This is a genomic window from Methylacidiphilum infernorum V4 (assembly GCF_000019665.1).
Lineage (GTDB): Bacteria > Verrucomicrobiota > Verrucomicrobiia > Methylacidiphilales > Methylacidiphilaceae > Methylacidiphilum > Methylacidiphilum infernorum.
On record NC_010794.1, the window covers coordinates 323,442 to 343,039 of the forward strand.

A 19,598-nucleotide genomic window follows, 5' to 3' on the forward strand; every position below is an offset into this window, starting at 1 on the left:
CTCCCAGCGGCACATTGCAACTATCACACATGGCACCCCTCCAACGCGATTCGGCGGTACCGTTGTTCGAAAGCTTCACGTCCACCCTCCATGATTGCGCAGATCGTGTCCCGTACAGCCTTTTGCTGGAGGCAGCCAACGATGTCTTGATGTGTCTCGCCCCCACGTGTGGCTAGTGCGACTACGATTTCGGCGTCCCCATTCACGACGATGTTGGCATTGTGAGTAACCACTATCACCTGTCGTTTACGCTTGATAGTTCGAAGCTGCTGAACGATGAGCTCATAAATAAGGCGATTGTCCAGATCATCCTCGGGCTGATCGAGTATGATTGGCTCTTCCCCATAGGAAAAGAGGAAAGCTAGGAGTGCTGCCGTCTTTTGCCCCGGCGATCCTTCGCGAATGGCCCGAAAGCCGGAACCTTCGGCCGATGTACTGTACTCAACCTTGAGCAAATCCTCCGGAAACCAGAGATCCAACCGGTCGATGACCTCAGGCGGAAGCTTGCGCAGATGACCTTCGAACCTCCGGTCCGCCAATTCCCCCTGGTAAGAGCCATTTGCTATGTCGCGAAGCTTTGCTTTAATGGCCACAAGACGCTGCTCGATGTCCTCTGCGCTGCCCCCGTTTGGGTAGAGTTCTTCAACCAGTACACCGATGTCCTTTTCGAAACCGCCCGACTCTCGTTGCAGCAGTTGCCGGAGCTCGAGTTCCACACCATCCCGTGCGCCATACGGAATGACATCGATCCGCACATAGGTGTTGCCACGAAGGATGTTGATCAGGAAGTCCTTGCGCCGCCGCGTGAGATCGCGGCGAAGTTCCGTTATCCGCTTGAGACTTTCGTCGGCCTGCTGTCGAATTTTCTGGAGGTCGATGCACCTGGATTCCAGATCCTTAAGTTTCCCCTCCAAGGCTTGTCGTCGCTGGACAAGTTCGCCGTATGCCGATGGGTCCCCCACCTTTTCCTCTTTTAGACGCTGGATGAGTTCCTTGTACTTCTGGATCGCACCGTCTACTGCCTGTTTCCATGGAGACCCGTCACGAGCCTGACGCCATCGCCTTGCGATGTCATCAACCTGATTGGGGAGTTCCTCAAGCCTCTCTTTCACCGACTTGAGCTCATTCAGGGTATTCTCAGCTTTCCCTAGGATATCTAGATCCTCATCTACACCCGCTTCAAAGAATGAGACATCCAGATGATCTGGAAGCAATTCACGCGCCACCTTGCACAAGCGGTCGCTGGCATCGGTCCACGCATTTTCCCAACTCTGCACCGCGCTCTGCTGGTGCTGGCGCTTCTGGTACTCTTTGAGCACATCCGCGTAACTCGCTTGTTCGAAAACGGAAAGCTTGCGCTTGATGTCCTCAAGCTCCCCGAGGAGTCGCTGCTGGTCCTCAAGTCTTGCTTTGATTTCGCGTGCCTTGGCCCGAAGCGAAAGGTAATGCGTTTCATTTGCATTCCAATCCTCCTTCCAGGACGGGCGACCAACCTCGCGGGCCTCATCCACGATTCGGAGGAGCTCCTGAGGATCTTTTGCCACTTCGAAGATCTGTTTCTGGCTATAAATGCGCACTGGGAATCGCTGAGCCACATCTCCTGGGTCCGATTGCCAATCGCCGTTTTCGTTCTGCACCTCAATGGGCACTGCGGTTTGGTTAGGGCTCCAATGGATGCGGAATCGAGTGCGATCCTTGCGGTAGTAGACCGTTAAATCTGCTTGATCGGTGAGCAACCCATTATCGTCCCGGCTCTGGTAGACATTTCTGTATTTCTGGAAGTCATTGGCCAATGCGGCTGGAAGCTCATCCTCGCGCTGCAGTGCAATCCTAAGAAATTCGACCAAGGTGGACTTCCCTGTCCCCCGGCCCCCGATGATCGCGTTGAACCATGGATTGAACTCCACCTTGAAGGTTTGGGATCGCCCCATGAAACGAGCGCTGCGTACCTCAATCGACTCGACGGCCATGTCGCCGTGTCGGTTAGGGTCCTCCGAAGCTTGATCAGAACGCAATACCGAGAGGGGTCCGTCGAGCAGTGCAAGACGCAGCCCCTCCAGACTTGGCTTCTCCATCTTTACCCATGTGAAGTGGCTTCCCGGGTAACGCTGTGCGGCGTTACCACAAGGATGATGCGAATCCGAGCCCAGCAGCTCGGTCCAATGTAGCTTCTTGTCGTGATAGACCTGCGGCTTTTTCGATGATGGGTCCACGATTTCCATGGCGAGGACCGATTCGCAGCCTAGTGCTCCCGCGAGTGTTGTCCCGGTCAACTTGAAAAGTCCGTTGACGCCGTCCACGTGGGCCGGGATTGCAATACCACCGGCTTGTTCGATCTTCTGGCACACTTCAAGAAACGATTTCCTCGTAACATCATCACTCCTCCCCTTCTTTCCCTCGTATTCGACGGCACCAAGGAGTGTGTCAACATCGGAAGTCGCTTTTGATGGATCGAGGATCGCGAGGAGATGGACGCCGCCGTTTACGGAAATCTCGACACCAGGAAAAAGATAAAGGGGCCGAAAATCCGAGTGTTTTTGAAGCTCGGGGTTTTCCAAAGCCTCCTTCAGTTTGTCAATCCAGACACCAGTGTTATGGTCTGTGATGGCAATGCAATCAATGCCAGCTCGCATATAGTCAAGTAGCCACTCTGCTGGTGTGCGGCTCTTAAACTTCGCCTGATCGGGGCCTTTGCCGTAGTCATACGAGGCTGGGGTATGTGTGTGAAAGTCAAACTTCCACCAACGAGCACCTGGCCAATTCCATTCAGTATTCATACCTCTCCTCCCATCCTTGTCACCGCCTGGTCGTACCACATGAGGAGCTTGGTATCCTCCTGGAGGACATTATCGGGGATCTTGCGTGCCACGGCAATGATGGTGGCGTAGTCGTGCTCCTGCCATGCCTTCTTGAAGCCGGCACGGACGGCCTCGAGGCGGAACACCTTCAGGCACTTCTGCTTGGACTGGCGGTACTCCTCGAACTCGTGCAGTAGGGCCCGCTCGCGGAGCTTTTCCAGGTCGACGGCCTTGTTCGGATCCGGGATGTACCAGCGGTCCTTGGCCTTGGCCCGGAGGCGCTCGTGATCCTTGGGGAGGTTGCGCAGCTCCTTGAAGTTGCTGGAGAGGTAGCTGTGGATCTGGCTCGGCACCTCGCCCTTACCGTCGTAGCGAAGGAAGTTCTGCTCCAGCAGCTCGGAGAGCTCGAGCGGCTTCTCGTGCTTCTGCCAGCCGCCGATCTCCTTGAGGAACTGCGGATGAAGCTCCTGGAAGGTCTGCGGCTTCCTGGTGAGCTGCTGCTTGAGCCACTGTATGGCGGAGGCCTCGTCGGTGACGAAGAGCTGGAGATGCAGGACCTCCTTTACCTTCATCCGCTTCTTGTCGTACTCCGCCGCCTGCTCGGGCAGGAAGTACATCCCGTCGCGTTCCGGGAAGCACTTGGCGAGACCGGCGTAGAACTCCGCCACGGAGAGCGGCACCGTCACGCCACGCTGGACATGGAAGGCCACCATGCGGTCGAAGAGCAGGTAGTTCTGCCGCTCGGCGATGACCTCCGCCTTGCCGTCCTTTGAGACGAACACAGGCAGTTGCTTTAGGTGCATGCGGATGAAGTACCATACGCCTTCCTTGGTACCTGCGATCAGCTTGAACCTTTCCTCAAGGCCGCCGTTGGGTTTGTAAACTGTTATGGCTAAGTCTTTGTCTACCGCAGCTGCCTTGTGGTCTTGATGGAGTGTTGAGTGAACCTTGTCTAATACTGCTACGGTTGCGACAACAAACCCTGCCGCCTCAAGAGCTTGCTGTATGGCAGCCCATATCGCGTTGGATGAGTTGTGAAATACCATCACCATCCATCGACCTGGTTTTAGAACGCGGTAATACTCACAGAAACAACGCGTCATTATCTGTTGGTATTCGAATAGCCCCTTCTTCTGGGCGGGATTAGTGATGGCTTCGTTGATCTTGTTTGTAAATACTCTCAACCACCACTCTGCCAAATAGTTTTGCTCTGAATAATTGATGTTCCCCCCGAAAGGCGGGTCGGTGAATATAAAATCTACGGAGTTGTCGGGAATTTGGAAAAGCTGTGTAGCACTTTGCGTGGAAACAAAGGATCGCCCGATGACCCACTTGTTTCTCAATTTAGCTATTTGCTTCAGCATGGATAACAGCTTTATTCCGATATTTGTTTCGACCTGCAGTGTCGGAACATAGAGTGTATTTGACAATGGACCAACAGGGGATCCTTGGGGACGCCTTGCATCTACATAAAAACGATTGCGTCGAGTGGCATTATTCTCCAGTATCGTCAATACAGCAAACAGAGCAGCTCGTTTCAGGTCTTGATTCCCAATAGTTGCTACACGCGCGAGAGCGAGGTAGTTGCGTCTTGTGTAGAAATGATGTATGTGGGTGATCCCCCAGTATTCAGGAAGGTTGTTCCGCTCATGTGTCATGTGCGAGTAAGGAAGTTCTGTAGGCGTAATTAAGACATGATTTTCACCAACGGAAGCAGCTAATTGCGTATCGGCGTGTGTGGCTTCTCGTCGAATAGTGCGATTTCCTATTTTCATAGAGACGAGAACCATTGTGGTTTTGGCTATCTTTGTGGGTCTGTTGAGCCAGGGATCAAACTCTGTTGTAAATGCCTTTTTTTGTCTATCCGACCGGATCGTAAATCCACAGTTGGGGCAGTTATACTCAGGCAACATTCTGTGATGCTTATAATCAATCACAATATCATATAGACGAAAGATATGCCCGCATTCCGGGCATTCTCCCCAATCGCTCCAAACTGCGTAGTTAAATGAAACTTCTTTTCCATCCCAATCGGTCAGATACAGGGGAATGATATCGCGTTGAATAATCTGGCCTAGATCTCCATCAGGTCCTTCTGCCAACTTTGGCGGCAAAGGCGCATTCATTACACTGGCTATGAACGTCGCGGCAGGAGACAGATCTATGAGTATTGCATGACGCTTACCCCATTTGGAGTCGGTGTCCATCGTGGCGGCAAGTTCATGATCAGGGTGTTCAAGCAAGAGGCAGGCTACTCCCGTCATTCCGGTGCCGCAAAAAGCGTCCAGGACAATGTCACCAGGCTCCGTATAGTGGAGCAGGTAGTGTTGAATAGCCTTTGGAGGGACCTTTGTATGATAAGCTGGCAGACGATACAGGGGGTCATTCTTACCCTCCGTGACATCTACTGCTAAAGGTTCCTTGCTATAAGAACTGCCCGGTTCGTAGGGCTTACCATAGTGCCTTATAAAATCTTCGATAAAGGGGTTTGGGCATGCCGTATAATACGGCGGATCGGAAAGAGCTAATATGTCCTCGTCGCTAGCGTCAGGGAAACCTGGAAATTGACGAAACTTGGGATCCTGAAGCTTCTGGCGTAACTTGTCGAGAAAAAACTCGCGCCGCACCTTTTCGTTGGGAAAAGTCAGACCTAGGCACTCAACCGGCTTCTCACCCTCGTCTATAGAGGGAAAGAGTTGCTGTTTAGAACATTTCATACATTTTCTCCCTGTTCCCTGAGTATTTGGAGTAATGAATCGCAATCTGTGTACGCGGCGTGGGGAATCGTATGGGCTGGTTTTCCAACTATGATCCGAATCTCCGATTCCATAATCTGGGCACGTACTACATAGCCTATGAGCCATGCACATGACACGGCTGGTGCAACGGCAACTTGAATGAGAAAGTCTGGATAGTCCAGAACCCGTAGTTTTTCGCCAGGATGTAATTTCGCAGGATAGAGAAATGTTTGATGCTGGAAGATATCGTCAGTCGTAACGATTTCCATGGTTTTGACGCCGATCTTTAGATGGCCGACGGTAATGTCTTGCTTTATGTCCTCGTGTCGGTGCACCAGCTTGGGGGCTGGCGTGAAACGGATAGCATTAGCAGTTAGCCATTTTTCTACAGCACTCTCACCCATATCACCTATCGCATGAGCATCCTCACTTCGTTTTCCGTGATGCCGGTATTTCCAACCTAATACCTCTTCGTCCAAACGGGTGCGTTCAATGCCTAGCTGCCTGGAGCGTTCAATCTCGGCATCTGTAAGAGGAATCTCGATTACAAGATGTCCGTTCAGGCTAATAGTCTTCATAGACGCAATCTCCTACTCCAGTACGATTCTCACCTTGCCGGGCTCTTTGCCCTTGGTGAGTTCATCGAGGTATTCCTCGAAGCGTTTCTTCATCTCCGCCAGCGTCGCCGGTGAGCCGCCCTTGATAAGGGCTATGCGCAGATCCTCGGTCTTCACCGCAACCTTGACCAGCCCTGAGAGCACCTCCTTCAGGGCGTGAATGAAATCCTGGCCAATTTCGTCGGGCAGCTTCCGCTCCTTGAGGAAGACATCCACCAGCTTCCTGGGCTCGGGCTTGAGCAGGTTGAAGTTGACGCGGGTGGTCGGGTCCTCCAGGTTGTCCAGCAGCGTCTGGGTCCATTCCTCGAGGAGCTTGTCCAGCTCCGTGTCCATCTGCTCGAGCTCGGCCGCGGCATGTGCGGCAGGCGCCTCCGTGCCGGGCCGGAAGCCGCAATGCGGGCAGACCGGCGATGCGTCGAGGTCCTGCTCGGTGAGTGTAGAGCAGCTCTTCAGGCCGTCCAGGCGTTTCTGGAAATCGATCAGGTGCTGGCGCGGCATCAGGTCGATGGTGGAGAGCTTCGAGAGGGTCTTGAGCCGTTCGTCGCCCATCAGCGTGCTCTTGCGTTTGTCCTCGTTCACGCCTAGCCGGGCCCGGGTGTGCATGGCAAGATAGGCTTGCACATAGGACTTCTTGAGGTCGGTGAGCTTGCACAGGGTCTGCTGGCGGAAAGTGCTGGACGTGTGCTGGGACGGGTCCGACACCTGCACGAGCACCGCGTCCCGGGTCTTCTTCATCTGCTCCACCCATTCGTGGTCAATGGGCAGCACCGCCTCGGCGGTGGAGAGATAGGAGGCCACAGGGCCCAGCTCTCTCACCAGCTCCCTCAGGGACGCGATCTCCGAGAGAACCTTCAGGCCGTATTCGTGACGCTCCACATCCTGGACGTCGTAGCGGAAGTTCTTAAGCTTGCCGGGCGAGGAGTAGGCCTGGAGAGATTCCAGGAAGTTCTTGGTCTGGTCGAGCCGGTCGCGCTGCTGGGCTGCTTTCTCCTCGGCGAGCAGGTTCCTGCCCCAGAATGTCAGGCCGCTTTGCAGGCTCTGCTGGACCAGGACCAGCTTCTCCACAACCTCGGAGATAGTTTTCTGGAGCTGCTGGACCGGCTCTTCCTTGCCCTGGGTGACGAGTTGCACCATGCCCGGTGCTAGTCCGAAAAGTTCGAAGAGTGCCTTGAGCACGGGCAAGTTCCAGTCCTTGGGCCGTTCGACGTGCTTGAAGCGGACCAGCTCGTCGATGCTCGTCGCGGCCAGTTGCGGCAGCCCGGTGGCGTCAAACTTCTTGCCGGGAATCGATAGCACCAGCTCACCGGAGTAGACCAGCGCAGCCAGGACCACGACAGCCCATTCGGGCTCCAGACGGTAGCCCTTGTCCGGTGCGAAGTACTCGACGCCGTAGACCTCCTGGATCAGCTCCGAGCGGTTGACCACCTGGCCATGCCCCTTCTTCTTGAGGATGTCCATGATGTGCCTCGCGTACTTGGAGCGGTTCGGATCGAGCCGCTCGCCATCGAGGAGCTCCAGGGCGTCGAGCACGGCGGTCGCCTGCTTTGTGCGATTCTGTCCAGCAATGGCGCGCAGGGCGTCCTCGGATGCCTGCTCGCGGTTTTGGCCCGTGATGAGCACCGAGAAGTAGGGATAGTCGGGAGCCTGGTCCCGAAAGTGTGTTTCCAGGACATCGCCGGCGATAGTGTTCACCAGGTCACGGAAGTTGATCCGCTCGAAGGAAGCAAGCCCGGAAAGCTCGCGGATGGATTTGCCCTTGGCCCGTTCTACCAGCGACTTGGTGCGTCCCTGGTAGGTTACCTCGAAGGCATCGGTCATGTGCTTCTGCAGCCAGCCCACCAGGTCCCGCAGGAATCCATTGGCCTTGGACTCGTAGGTGGCCTTGGCGTGGCCGCTCGAGGTGGACGCGAGGTCCAGCGCCGCGGCGTAGTTCCTCAGCGCGGTGCGAAACTCTTCGTCCTTTTTGGTCAGGCGAAAGAACACTTCGTCGGCCTTCTTCTCGTCCTTGAAGTGCGGTGGATCGAACGGCTGGATGAAGTAGAGGTAAAAATCACGGGGCGGTACAGCCGTCGAGCGCTCGTTGGGAGCACCGAAGAAGAGATATCCTTGTCTTGCCGCCTTGCGCTCCAGCCATTGTAGCTCGTGCTGCCAGATCTTGTAGCCGGTGACGTAGGTCTGGTCGGTGCACTCCATGACCCGTTTCAGGGCCTCGTAGTAGTAGCGGTCGAGCTGGGAATCATCGATGCTCTCGGCGCGCTTCTCGATTAGTGCGTCGAAGTCGTCGGTCTTCTTGAGATCCAGGTAATACTGCCGGTTATCCGGGTTAGAGGAGATGAACTGGCCGCTGACTGTCTTGTGGATCTCGCGCAGGACCGTTTCCACCTGGGACAAGAGGTCGTCAGCCGGATCTCCGCCCAGGCCCTCAATGCCGGGCTGGTAGAGACAGAGCGCGTCGCGCAGCTCTTCGGCCGTGGCACCCAGAGGTGCGTAGATGTCTGCGGTCGTCAGCCGGTGGACCGAGAGCGCGTGGATGATGCGGAGTGCCATGTCCTTATACGCCGGCCGGGTGAATGCCTGCTTGATTCGGGACTCGAGCACCTGGCTGCAATCGATCACCGCCTTGATATCCGGGTCGGTGCGAAAGGAGGGATTATCGAGCAGGTTCGCCCAGTAGCTGTCGTAGGCGATGAGACCGGGCCGGTCCTCCGGCAACTCCTGGTCGAGCAGATTCTCACAGGCCCTCGATAGGGTCTTGAGCACCTCGCGTTTCTCCGCCGTCCTGACGCGTTCGAAGGTGTCGATGTAGTCGGGATGGACCGGGAAGAGGCGGACGAACTCGTCCATCCGCTCGATCATTCGGCCGTAGAACTTGGCGAACGGTGTGAGATGCTCGCGAATCTTGGTCTGTTGCTCGCCGGTCTTCTTGAGCAGGCGCTCGGCGACGACGAACTTCACGTCCTTGCGGGCGATGAGGACCTGTTCGAAGCGGTCCTTGACCCGGCGGATGCTGTCGGCCACGAAGGCGAAACGGGGGCTGTCGAATATGGCCTCCTGTACTCCCGCCATGAAGCGAAAGCGCAGATCCTTACAGACCTCGCCCACCTCGCGGAGGAAGTTGAGGTCGAGGATCAGCTCCTGGTCCTTGCGGGTGCGGAGATAGTCCAGCAGCTCATCCACGACCAGGAGCAGGCCATGGTCCGAATACTCCTGGTGGAACGCGGCCATCATCTCCTCGAAGGCCCGCTTGTTGCTCACGACCTGGCTGGCATCCGGGAAGGGGTAGGTCACGCCCATGGCGGCCAGGTGCTCCTCCAGCTCGCCGACGATGATGTCCCGCAGCGACATGGTGGTGGCCCCGATCTCGGTGCGGATCACCTTGAACTTGCCGGCGATCCGCTCCGCGGCTTGTGCCACCTGTGCGTTGCCCAGGGCAGAAAGCAGGTCCGCGTGCTCGGCGATGCTGGAGATCACCGACATCAGGTGTGACTTACCGGTGCCGTAGTTGCCCACGACAAGCAGCCCCTTGTTATCGACGGGCTGGTCGAACTGAAGCTGGGGGATCACAAGGCCGGTCAGCCTCTCGGCCATCTCGTTGGAGATGACATAGGTGCTGACCAGCTGCCTGGCCCTTGCGGCCTCATCCGCATCTCGTAGCTGGACTACGGACTCTATGGGCTCGAACTGGATCAATTCTCCATATCTCATTGCACATGCCCCCTTGCAGCTACGATTCTTGTTTCCTTCATGTCGTCATCTCCGGACAGGCCACCATAAAATCGCGAATCGGGTATCGACGGTATTCGCGGTGGTCTGGGACGGCGTAGTTCACATAACCATCCACGATGGATCCGTTCCAGGCGGCCACGATCGTCTTGTTCCGGGACAATCTCTGAAGCAGACGCAAAGGATCATGCTCCAGGTGGACATCGAAAAGGATCTCGATGTTGTCGAGCAAAACCAGCTCGCCTGTGGCTTCACCCATGATTTCGCCCAAGATCCGCTGTAGCTTCCGAGCCCGTTGGCTTTTGGCGAGGTCCAGCATCCGGCGAGACAGCTCGAGATTGACGTTGACGAGCGGTGCGGAGGTCGAGGCCGACACCTCCCAGAGGGCACCCGTCTTCCCGCTTCCCGCCGGGCACACCACCAGTATCAGGCGGTGATAGAGTTCGCGAGCCTCGCGGATCTTCCGCAGGACCTGATCCACCAATGGCTCAGCCATTACTCGTTTCCTCCGTCTTTCGTATCGTCGTGTGTCTCTTCCAACCAGCGGTCGATGGCTTCCTTCCGAAAGCGTCAATGGGGGCAAATCTTCTGGCACAGGACTTTGCCTTCCCGAACGAGCTTGTAGAGCATCGACTTCGGTATCTTCAGGTAGGCAGACAACCCGTCGATGGTCAGGACGGCACCTGGTTTCTCATCCATCGGAAGCACCTCTGGCCGCAAGGCATACCTCATACAAATTTCATCGTTTACACTTGCTGACATTTGCTGTCAAGCGATTTTCTCAACATCGTCGTCAACCCATCCAAATACCGGTCGGCAGATACCGCATGGCATGCAACTGCTGGGCACCGCCGTGGTACAGCCAGGCCGGGAACATGCCTCGTTCAATACCTTCCGGAACGAGAACGCGTTCGTAGAGACAAAGTCCGCCGGGCAGGAAGGCCTCAAGGTCGTCAATGGCTGAGAGACGGGTCTTGAGAACGTCGAAGGTCAGGAGCCCGCCTTACAGGGGCTCCCAGCGGCCGCCCGGGACACCGTTCTCCCCTGGCTCGGGGTGCGTGGCACACGCGGCGAACTCCGCGGTCAGGCGCACCTGTGTAGCTACGTCGGCGAGCGGGTTGGCGGTGCCATGGGCAGGACATCCGTCTCAGGCATCTCCAGGAGCGGGATGCCGGAAGGAAGCTCGTACAGGAGGCCCCGGACGACCGCCTCCTCCACGGAGAGGACGCCCAGGCAGAACCGCTCGTGGTTCCAGCACCTCAGCTTGAGGGTCCCGTAGACGAACAGTCTCAGGAGTCCGGTTGTGTTATCCTTAGGGGGTTGACGCTCGCCCTCCGTGGCTCGCGCCCTTCAGGCGTTCCTTCGGCATATCCAATTCGGCTCTCCTGCCGAATTGTCATTGGGGTTCATGGTTGATTCTCTTCGGTTCATGCGGCTCTCTGTCACGGTGCCTTCCCCCGTTTCCCTTGGGCGATGAAGGTGAGCGACTTCATGGAGAACTCCACGAGGCTCTCGTGCCTGAACACAAGCCTAGTCATGGGCTCCAGCGGGAGAGGCCGCCACCCGTGCTCGTCGGCCAGAACGGCTGTGATCTGCTCCCGGCACAGAGCCAGGTCGTGCTTGAAACGCTCGAGGTCCGGCGTCTTGTCCCAGAAGGCACGGTCCGCCAGGCGGAAGAGGAGCTCGTTGTCCACCTCGACGAAGTGCTGTAGCCGGAGCCTCCGGAAGAGGTGGTCGGCGTTGTAGATGGTGCCGTTGTGAATGCCGATGACATCTCCCGTGCGGATCGGGGAGTTGTTTCGGTTGATGCACTCGCGGCCGCGGGTGTGCCAGTGGGTGTGGCCGACGAGGAGGGTTCCCTGTTGTCCATCCCGGCCAGTATCTCCTGGAATGACTTGTCGGTGACGAACTGCCCGGCCGATACGGATCGCTTGAAGAGCCGGTCCTCGCCGTCGCGGTTGAGCCAGGAGACGCCGGTGGGGTGATGGCCCCGGCTCTCGCTCAGGACCAGGAGCCGGGTGAATAGCCACGCCAGGTGGTCTCGTTCCTCGGTGTGCCGCCGGGCCCACTCGGAAATGTCTCATTCGGTGAGGGCCTGGAGACGCTTTCTTTTCCACGATGCGGTCTGGTGATCTCCGCGGCTTCTCGGGGGCTAACCCCTTGTGGAATGAAGACTTCGGTGGCCCGAACTATCAAGGCGATTCTTGGTAAGCTCTTGAGATTCTTCGGGTTGGCCCACATCGGCCGGGAGCGGGCCGCCTTCGTCCATGAACCGCCGCGCATTGACATGACGCAGGAAGCCATTGACCAGGAGAGAGGCGAGCTCCGAGACGATCTCCCAGGGCGTCATCTGGCGAGGGTCGCACTGCTACATGCGGTTCCTCTTCCGCGGGAGCCGCGGGGGAGGATCTGCGTGGGCGTCGCCGGCGGAAGCGGGACTTACTCCGCGGTAAGGACTTATGCAGGACGCTTGCGGACCTGCCCACAGGCAGGTCGGCCGACACCCACAAAGGTCTCCGCTTCGCGGCCTTCCCGCATCTGGTGGTTAACGTCACGCTGGGCCGCCTGTCACGTTGCCGGCCTTCGCTGGGTTACCTACCGGAGAGGAGTTCGAAAAGTCGGGTGAGTACCCTGCTTGCAATCTGGCTGTTGAACAAGACGGGCTGTGAAACGGAGATTCGGAGAGTTCCAGAAGGATATGCGTGGGTTGCTCCTGCAACCGTGGCGGTTGCGCTTGGACCCCATGCGCTTCATCTCGAACCGGAGAATCAAGGAGGATGTACGAAGGGCCGTAACTCCGCGTGAATCAAGGAGAAAAGCAAAGACCTAGAGGGGATCTCGCGTTAACTAAGAACCGCCAGAGTTGGCGGATTGAAATCTGGCTCCGGAGGTAGGATTCGAACCTACGACCAAACGGTTAACAGCCGTCCGCTCTACCACTGAGCTACTCCGGATTGACTTTGTTTTCCTTTTTTATTTATAGGGCTTCTTGTGCCAAAGAAAAGTAAGATTATTTTTTAATTTAAAACCGTAAAGAAAAAAGGAAAGTCCCAAGAGTACTTTTCCTTTGGGTCCGTTATACTATTCGCTGGTCTTCCTTTGCGTTTTTCACTTTTTCAACAGGAGAACTGATAATTAAATTAAAAAGAGAAGAAATGGCAATTTAAATTTGTTTTTAAGTGAAAAAAGAAAGGCTAGATTTATTGCTAGTAAAAAAAAATTTGGTTTCTTCCAGGGAAGAAGCAAAAAGGCTCATCCTGGCAGGAAAAGTGTCGGCAATTGGGAAGCCGGGGCTTGTCCTGAAACCCAGCCAGCTTTTTGGGCTGGACCAGGATTTTGAACTGACCGAAAAGGAAAAATACGTGAGCCGTGGAGGCTACAAGTTGGAAGCCTTGTTTCAAGCGGTTCCCTTGAAGCTCGAAGGGAAGGTTTGCCTCGATGTTGGCTCTTCGACAGGAGGATTTAGCGATTGCCTGCTTCAGCAGGGAGCACGGACCGTTTACTGCGTGGACGTGGGAAAAGGCCTACTGCATTGGAAACTGAGATCTGATCCCAGGATTAAAGTTAAGGAAGGCATCAATGCCCGGTATTTAAAAAAAGAGGATTTCGATACGCTTTTTGATTTTATCAGTGTTGATGTCTCCTTTATATCGCTTAAATTGATTCTTCCCCCTCTTTTCCCCTTGCTTAGCCCTCAAGGCAAGGTTTGTGCCTTGATTAAACCCCAATTTGAAGTGGGCAGGCATCTGGTCGGTAAAAAGGGGATTGTCCGGGATGAAAAGCTGAGAGAAAAGCTGATCGGAGAGCTTGAACTTTGGCTTGAAAGCCATTACCCAATGCAAACGCTGGCGGTTATTCCTTCTCCGATCCTTGGCCAGGAAGGAAACCAGGAATACTTGTGGCTGTTAGAAAGAAAACTTTCCGGGCATTGAGCAATAGAGAAAGATTGGGGTATCGAGAATGGGAAACGGATTCATCTCCATCAAGGGAGCCAAAGAACATAATTTAAAGAATATCTCTTTAAGGATTCCCAAGAACTCTTTTACGGTTATTACCGGGGTCAGTGGATCGGGGAAATCTTCCCTGGCTTTTGATACTCTCCATGCTGAAGCCCAGAGGAGATACATGGAAAGTCTTTCGGTCTATTCTCGGCAATTTTTGGAACAGTTTGAAAAACCTCAACTGGATGCCCTTGAAGGAATAATCCCCAGTATCGCCATTGAACAAAAAACCTCGAAAGGTTCTCCTCGCTCTACTGTGGCTACACTCACCAATATTTACGAGTATCTGAAACTTCTCTTTGCCCACTTGGGGGAGCCCCACCACCCCATTACGGGAAAAAAACTCAAAAGATACACGATTGAAGAGATGGCTACCGAGCTTCTGTCCTTGGCTCCCCAGAGTTCCGTCATGCTTTTGGCATCCTTGGTTAAGAATGAAAAGCAAAAGCTTAACCATCTATTGGAGCAGGTTCAAAAGGAAGGCTTTTTAAGAGTGAGGATCGCAGGCAAAGTGATGGAAATCGAGCAGGCCCTAGAGCTTCCTTCAGAAGAGCCCCCCTCGGTAGAGATCGTCATCGATAGAATTCGGATTGAGCCTGATATCAAAAGTCGGCTTTATGATTCTTTGGAGCTTGCTTTAAGGGTAGGCAAAGGAGTGGTTCGAGCGGTTGTCCAGGAGAAGGATTCGGGAAAAGAGGTTGAACTGGTGATGAGCAACCTCCACTACGATCCTGAAACAGGCTATCTTTTTGAAGATCTCAGCCCAAAACACTTTTCCTACAATTCTCCTTGGGGAGCTTGTCCCCACTGCCACGGCCTGGGTACGGAACTCGACTTTGACCCCGCCCTGATCGTTCCTGATCCCTCTGTCCCTTTGGGAGAAAACCCTTTTGCTCCCTGGGAGAAGATGGGAAGGGGATTAAAGGAGCTGTTGGTTGAAGAGTTGCTTGAACAAGCTTCTTTTTATGGAGAGTCTTTTGATAAGAGCTGGGAAGATTGTTCCGAGGAATTTAAAAAGGTCATTCTTTACGGTTCTTCTGCTTCAAATATAAAGAAAAAGAAAGGAAGCTTGCCGAAACCTTATGAAGGAGTCATTCCCTCCTTAAGGAGAATGTTTAAGGAAAGCAGCTCGGCACTGATCCGGTCCCGGCTCAAGGAGTTTTTGTTTGCGGTTCCCTGCGAGGTTTGCCAAGGCCAAAGGCTCAACCCCGATGCCTTGGCGGTAACCATAGAAATTGAAGGTTGGCCGCCGATGAATATCGCCCAGACGATGAATTTGACCGTGACGGAAGCCTTGGGCTGGACTCTCAGTTTGTTGAGTAGGCATAAAGAAAACAAAGGAGCAACGGAAATCCTTTCCGGGCTCGTGAGTCGGCTTGAAAACCTCGTAGAACTCGGATTGGGCTACCTCGAGTTAAACCGGCAAGCTTCTACCCTTTCAGGAGGGGAATCCCAAAGGGTAAGACTCGCTTCCCAACTTTCGGGGGAACTCACCGGTTTGCTTTACGTCTTGGATGAGCCCAGCATCGGTCTTCATCCCAGGGATACGGCCAAGTTGGTCAAGTTGATTAAGAAACTCAAGCAATTAGGAAATACCGTCATCGTGGTCGAGCATGACGAGTACACCATAAGGGAGGCCGATACGATTGTAGAACTGGGACCGGGGGCGGGACCAAAAGGAGGCAATGTCGTTGCATGGGGATCGATTGAAGAGGTGTTGAAAACGAAGGAGTCTTTAACCGGGGCCTACTTGAGGGGGGAACGTTCTATTCCGGTTCCTTCAAGGCGAAGAAAGCCGGGAAAAAAGTTCATTCGACTTTACGGGGTGAGGGAACATAACCTCAAAAACATCGATGTGGCTTTCCCTGTTGGGCTATTGAGTTGTGTTACGGGGGTGAGTGGCTCGGGAAAAAGCACGCTTGTGAACGACGTGTTGGCTAAGATTTTTTTAAACCGGTTGCAGGATCCTCGAGTTGAACCCGGAGCTTTTGATAAAATCGAGGGACTTTCTTGGATAAAAAGAGTCGTCATCGTCGACCAATCCCCTATAGGCCGATCGATGCGGTCCAATCCTGCCAGTTTTATCGGGGCTTTAGCTCATATTAGGGAGCTTTTTGCAAAGTTGCCAAAGTCCAAGGTATTGGGCTTTTCAGCTTCCCGTTTCAGTTTTAACATCCCCGGGGGAAGATGCGAGCGATGCAAGGGCGAAGGGGTCATTGAGCTGGAAATGGCTTTTCTTCCCCCCGTATATGAAACCTGTGAAGCTTGCCAAGGGAAAAGGTTTAACCGAGAGACCCTTGAAGTCACTTACCGGGGGAAGAATATAGCCGATATCCTGGAGATGACGATCGAGGAAGGATCAGTTTTTTTTAAAAACATTCCACCTCTGTTTGAAAAGCTTCAAATCATGGAAGAAGTGGGGCTTGGATACCTAAAACTGGGCCAACCCGCTTCTACCCTTTCGGGGGGAGAGGCCCAGAGAATCAAATTGGCGACGGAGTTGCTGAAAGGATCGGAGGGAAATACCCTTTACATCCTTGATGAACCAACCACCGGCCTTCATTTTGCGGATATAGAGCTCTTGTTGAACCTCTTGCATCGTCTCGTGGACAAGGGCAACACGGTTATCGTGATCGAACATAATCTTGAGGTGGTCAAGTCGGCCGATTATGTTATAGACTTAGGACCGGAAGGGGGAACCGGAGGGGGAAAAATTATCGCCGCAGGGACTCCCGAAGAGGTGGCAAAAACAAAAGCGAGTTGGACTGGTCAATATCTCAGGTCATTACTGGACGGAAAATGAGAAAAAGGACTTTAAAAATTTTTCTTTTCTTTTGTTCTTTCATCGGCTGTTGCTTGGGCAGCACGGTAGGAAGTCCGGAAGAAGCTCTATTCGAACAGATCAAGGAAGCCATGGATGATAGCCTATTGAGCCGGACTATCGATTTGTCCAGGGAATTTGAAAATAGTTATCCCCATTCGGTCTATCTTCCTTCGGTTTGCATTCTCCATGCCGAAGCCTTGTATTTTCAGGCCAAATACGAGGAATTGATCGCTTTTTTATCCCAGAAAACGGTTTCTCAATTTTCTTTTGAAGAGCTGGGGAAGGAAGCTTTTTGGAAAGCCGAGGCCTACCGGGCACTGGAAAAGTGGCCGGAGGCCGTCACCGAGTATGAAATCGCCGAAAAACACCTTCTGGATAGCTCTCTTCTTGAGAAAGTTTGGCTGCGGAAAGGATTTTGTCTGTGGCAGGAGGGAAAGGTCCAGCTGGCTAAAGAGGTGCTCAATCAGCTGCTCCATTCCAAGAATCCCGCCTTTTGTGCCGAAGCCTTGTTGATCCTGGGCAAGATCGCTTTAAACCTGGGCAAGGAAGAGGAAGCCAAGGAATATTTTCAATCTGTCATAGCTCAAGGGGCCTACTTGGCTCAGGCTGTCGAGGCTAAGTATTGGATTGGGTTGTTGTTGGAGCGGAGCCATCCTCAAGAGGCGGTTCCCTACTTTGAGTTTGTCGTGGATAACGCCAGTTTTTCCAGGGATCTGACCGTTCTGGGTTTTCTTGAATTGGGGAAAACCTATCTTGCCTTGGACGAATCGGGAAAGGCGATGCTCTCTTTTGAAAAGGGTTTAAGTATGTGTCTAAAAGAAAATTATCAGCTTCTTTTCGTAAAGTATTACCTGGGTGCGGCTATTTTGCAGAACCGACTTAACGAAGCCAGGCAGAAGCTATTTTCTATGTTCCCCTTTGAAAAAGAATCCCGGATGGGAGCGTGGGTCAGGTTCATTGAAGCCGAGGAAGAAGCCAGGAATGAACAGTATGATTTTGCTCTGCTTCTGCTCGATCAACTGCTCGTTGACGAGTCCTTGTTAGGGAAGAGTAAACAGGTGGAATACACCCTGGGCAGAATTTATTATAACATGGGCTCAAAGGATGCTGCGGAGAAAAATTTCTTAAAGGCTTTGGCTTCTACCGACCCGGATGTTAGCGAACATGCGTCATTTTATCTCGGGCTGATCGAATATGACAAATCCAAGTATGCAGAAAGCGCGGACAGGTTTGCCGAGGCATTCCAAAAGCAGGGCAAACTCGAAGAGGAGGCCTTGTTCAACGTGCTGCTTTCGAAAGCAAAAATGCACAAGGTAGATGACTTTCTTAAAGCTAAAGAAGCCTTTATTTTAAAGTATCCTTCCAGCCGTTTTATCCCGGAAATTTACCTTGCAGAAGCTGATCTTTGGGAAGAACTCGGTCAAGTTGACAATGCGATCGGGATCGTTGAAAAATCGCTTTCCGATCCCTTTGTAAATCGGGGTAAGCCTGTCTTGCTTTTGAAACTGGGAAGACTCTTTTTAAAACAGGGGAAATATCCCGAGGCTACAGAAGCCTTTTTGAAGCTTTCCCATGACTATCCTACTGATAGGCTAGTTCCCGAGGCACTCTACCTTGCTGCCTTTTCTGATTACCTGGCTGGAAAGATAGGCTTGCATACGGCAAGGGAAAAAATGTTGGATTTATTGAAAAAATACCCTTCGGAGCCCATCGCTCCAAAAGCCCTGTTCTCGGCTGCCGAGTATGCTTACAACGAGGCGGATTTTTATGGGGCAAGATGGCTTTTTGAAGAAGTGCCCAAGGAATATCCAAGCAGTGAACTCGCAGACCAAGCCTATTATTGGGCCGCCAAGTCGGCTATCGAGTGCAAAGATCTTTCGGGGGCCCTGCTGCTTCTTGAAAAAATACCGGAAAATTCTCCTATAAAATCCGAAGCCCGGCTTTTGCAGGGTAAAATCTATTTTGACCAGAGCCAATATGCAGCGGCCATTTCCCTTTTTGATGGTGTTTTGGACAAAGAAAAGGGGGGAAAACTCCACGTTTTGGCTTTGTTGAGAAAGGCCGATTCGCTTTTTGCCCAGGCAGCAAAAGAAAAGAAATACTTCCTTGATGCCTGCACGATTTATGCTTCTATCCTCAAGGACGATTCGGCCGATCCTGAAGAAAGGGATGAAGCTGCGTTTAAATGTGCCGTCTGCCTCCAAAAATCCGGAAGGATAGATGATGCTTTAGCCTCTTACTTGGCCGTTTTAGACGGGAGAATAGGTCGTCTCAAGGAAGAAACCGAAAAACAAAAGGATGTGCAGCGAAACGATTTTCCCGAGTTTTATTGGAGAATTAAGGCGGGCGTTGAAGCTGCCCTCATCAAGGAAGATCAAAAAGATTGGTTGGGGGCCATAGCCATTTACCGCAAGTTAGAATCCCTGGGGGGACCAACCCAGCAGGAGTTTCGGGATACGGTAGCCAGGCTAAAAAAAGATCATTTCATAAGCGAAGGGCTTTAGCTGGTCTTTACGTTGGTGGTGGGCTAACAGGCTTCGGGTTAAATGGCATGGGCCTTTACTTTTCATCTTCATGCTTAATTAAAAGATTGCATTGCCATGGTTAGGCTATACTTAGCCACCCTTCATGGAAAGGGAAAAAAAACTTGCCTGGCAACCCATCATCTCGTGAACGAGGGGAGAGACGTCCCCCTGGACAGACCTAACTTTGGTCTATCAGCTTTGCGTTGGCATGGACCCCAAGGAATTCCTGTTTCCGAAAGAGAAGGAGGGAAAAACAGGAAAGTTGGGCCTCTGCGTTCTTTTGAATTCAATTTTTGCCAAGGAGCTTGGGCGGTCCCCCTCTTTGAGTGGCAGAGAACCTTCTCTAAGCTTCGATTTATCCACTAGCCTTGA

At 53.3% G+C, this 19,598-nt stretch carries 12 protein-coding genes and 1 tRNA gene; 5 read left to right on the forward strand and 8 right to left on the reverse strand.

Going from position 1 to position 19,598, the window contains the following annotated elements:
* Positions 1–23 precede the first annotated feature (23 nt).
* From MINF_RS01430 to MINF_RS01455, 7 genes are all read right to left on the reverse strand, one after another.
* Positions 24–2,777, reverse strand: a complete 2,754-nt coding sequence (locus tag MINF_RS01430; RefSeq protein ID WP_048810027.1) for a TrlF family AAA-like ATPase — start codon at positions 2,775–2,777, stop codon at positions 24–26.
* Complete coding sequence (locus tag MINF_RS01435; RefSeq protein WP_148205079.1) at positions 2,774–5,515, reverse strand: DNA methyltransferase; 2,742 nt, start codon at positions 5,513–5,515, stop codon at positions 2,774–2,776. The genes MINF_RS01430 and MINF_RS01435 overlap by 4 nt, the downstream gene beginning before the upstream one ends.
* Positions 5,512–5,871 carry a hypothetical protein gene (locus MINF_RS11085; RefSeq protein ID WP_148205080.1) on the reverse strand — a complete coding sequence of 120 codons (360 nt, stop codon included), beginning with the start codon at positions 5,869–5,871 and terminating at the stop codon, positions 5,512–5,514. Before MINF_RS11085 ends, MINF_RS01435 begins: the two co-directional genes overlap by 4 nt.
* 255 nt (positions 5,872–6,126) lie before the next feature.
* The gene (locus tag MINF_RS01440; RefSeq protein ID WP_012462666.1) at positions 6,127–9,858 is read right to left on the reverse strand and encodes a DUF6079 family protein; all 3,732 of its coding nucleotides are present in this window, start codon (positions 9,856–9,858) and stop codon (positions 6,127–6,129) included.
* A gap of 37 nt (positions 9,859–9,895) precedes the next feature.
* The gene (gene brxF, locus MINF_RS01445) at positions 9,896–10,372 is read right to left on the reverse strand and encodes a BREX-3 system P-loop-containing protein BrxF (RefSeq protein WP_048810028.1); all 477 of its coding nucleotides are present in this window, start codon (positions 10,370–10,372) and stop codon (positions 9,896–9,898) included.
* 74 nt (positions 10,373–10,446) lie between these two features.
* A complete protein-coding gene (locus MINF_RS11635) occupies positions 10,447–10,575 on the reverse strand; it encodes a DNA-binding protein (RefSeq protein WP_187146953.1) in 129 nt (42 codons plus the stop codon).
* 743 nt (positions 10,576–11,318) lie between these two features.
* Complete coding sequence (locus tag MINF_RS01455) at positions 11,319–11,906, reverse strand: hypothetical protein (RefSeq protein ID WP_187146954.1); 588 nt, start codon at positions 11,904–11,906, stop codon at positions 11,319–11,321.
* Between the two features lie 592 nt (positions 11,907–12,498).
* Here MINF_RS01455 and MINF_RS01465 point away from each other — a divergent pair.
* Positions 12,499–12,681: a hypothetical protein gene (locus MINF_RS01465; RefSeq protein ID WP_048810032.1), complete on the forward strand. Its 183-nt coding sequence runs from the start codon at positions 12,499–12,501 to the stop codon at positions 12,679–12,681.
* Between the two features lie 74 nt (positions 12,682–12,755).
* Here the strand turns inward: MINF_RS01465 and MINF_RS01470 are convergent.
* Positions 12,756–12,830 (reverse strand) — tRNA-Asn (locus MINF_RS01470).
* Positions 12,831–13,055: 225 nt separating this feature from the next.
* Between MINF_RS01470 and MINF_RS01475 the strand changes: the two genes are divergently transcribed.
* From MINF_RS01475 to MINF_RS01490, 4 genes are all read left to right on the forward strand, one after another.
* Positions 13,056–13,808 (forward strand): TlyA family RNA methyltransferase, encoded by a 753-nt coding sequence (locus MINF_RS01475; RefSeq protein ID WP_012462669.1) that lies wholly within the window; start codon positions 13,056–13,058, stop codon positions 13,806–13,808.
* A 28-nt stretch (positions 13,809–13,836) separates the two neighbouring features.
* Complete coding sequence (gene uvrA / locus MINF_RS01480; protein WP_012462670.1) at positions 13,837–16,680, forward strand: excinuclease ABC subunit UvrA; 2,844 nt, start codon at positions 13,837–13,839, stop codon at positions 16,678–16,680.
* Positions 16,677–19,205 (forward strand): tetratricopeptide repeat protein, encoded by a 2,529-nt coding sequence (locus tag MINF_RS01485; RefSeq protein ID WP_148205081.1) that lies wholly within the window; start codon positions 16,677–16,679, stop codon positions 19,203–19,205. Before uvrA ends, MINF_RS01485 begins: the two co-directional genes overlap by 4 nt.
* Before the next feature lie 96 nt (positions 19,206–19,301).
* Entirely contained in the window at positions 19,302–19,592 is a 291-nt protein-coding gene (locus MINF_RS01490; RefSeq protein WP_012462672.1) for a hypothetical protein, read from the forward strand.
* Positions 19,593–19,598: the final 6 nt, after the last annotated feature.

What these genes read in the sequence shown, in the direction of transcription:
- MINF_RS01430 (WP_048810027.1), bottom strand. Translation starts at nt 2,777, where the DNA reads ATGAATACTGAATGGAATTGGCCAGGTGCTCGTTGGTGGAAGTTTGAC.
- MINF_RS01435 (WP_148205079.1), bottom strand. Translation starts at nt 5,515, where the DNA reads ATGAAATGTTCTAAACAGCAACTCTTTCCCTCTATAGACGAGGGTGAG.
- MINF_RS01440 (WP_012462666.1), bottom strand. Translation starts at nt 9,858, where the DNA reads ATGAGATATGGAGAATTGATCCAGTTCGAGCCCATAGAGTCCGTAGTC.
- brxF (WP_048810028.1), bottom strand. Translation starts at nt 10,372, where the DNA reads ATGGCTGAGCCATTGGTGGATCAGGTCCTGCGGAAGATCCGCGAGGCT.
- MINF_RS11635 (WP_187146953.1), bottom strand. Translation starts at nt 10,575, where the DNA reads ATGGATGAGAAACCAGGTGCCGTCCTGACCATCGACGGGTTGTCTGCC.
- uvrA (WP_012462670.1), top strand. Translation starts at nt 13,837, where the DNA reads ATGGGAAACGGATTCATCTCCATCAAGGGAGCCAAAGAACATAATTTA.
- MINF_RS01485 (WP_148205081.1), top strand. Translation starts at nt 16,677, where the DNA reads ATGAGAAAAAGGACTTTAAAAATTTTTCTTTTCTTTTGTTCTTTCATC.
- MINF_RS01490 (WP_012462672.1), top strand. Translation starts at nt 19,302, where the DNA reads ATGGTTAGGCTATACTTAGCCACCCTTCATGGAAAGGGAAAAAAAACT.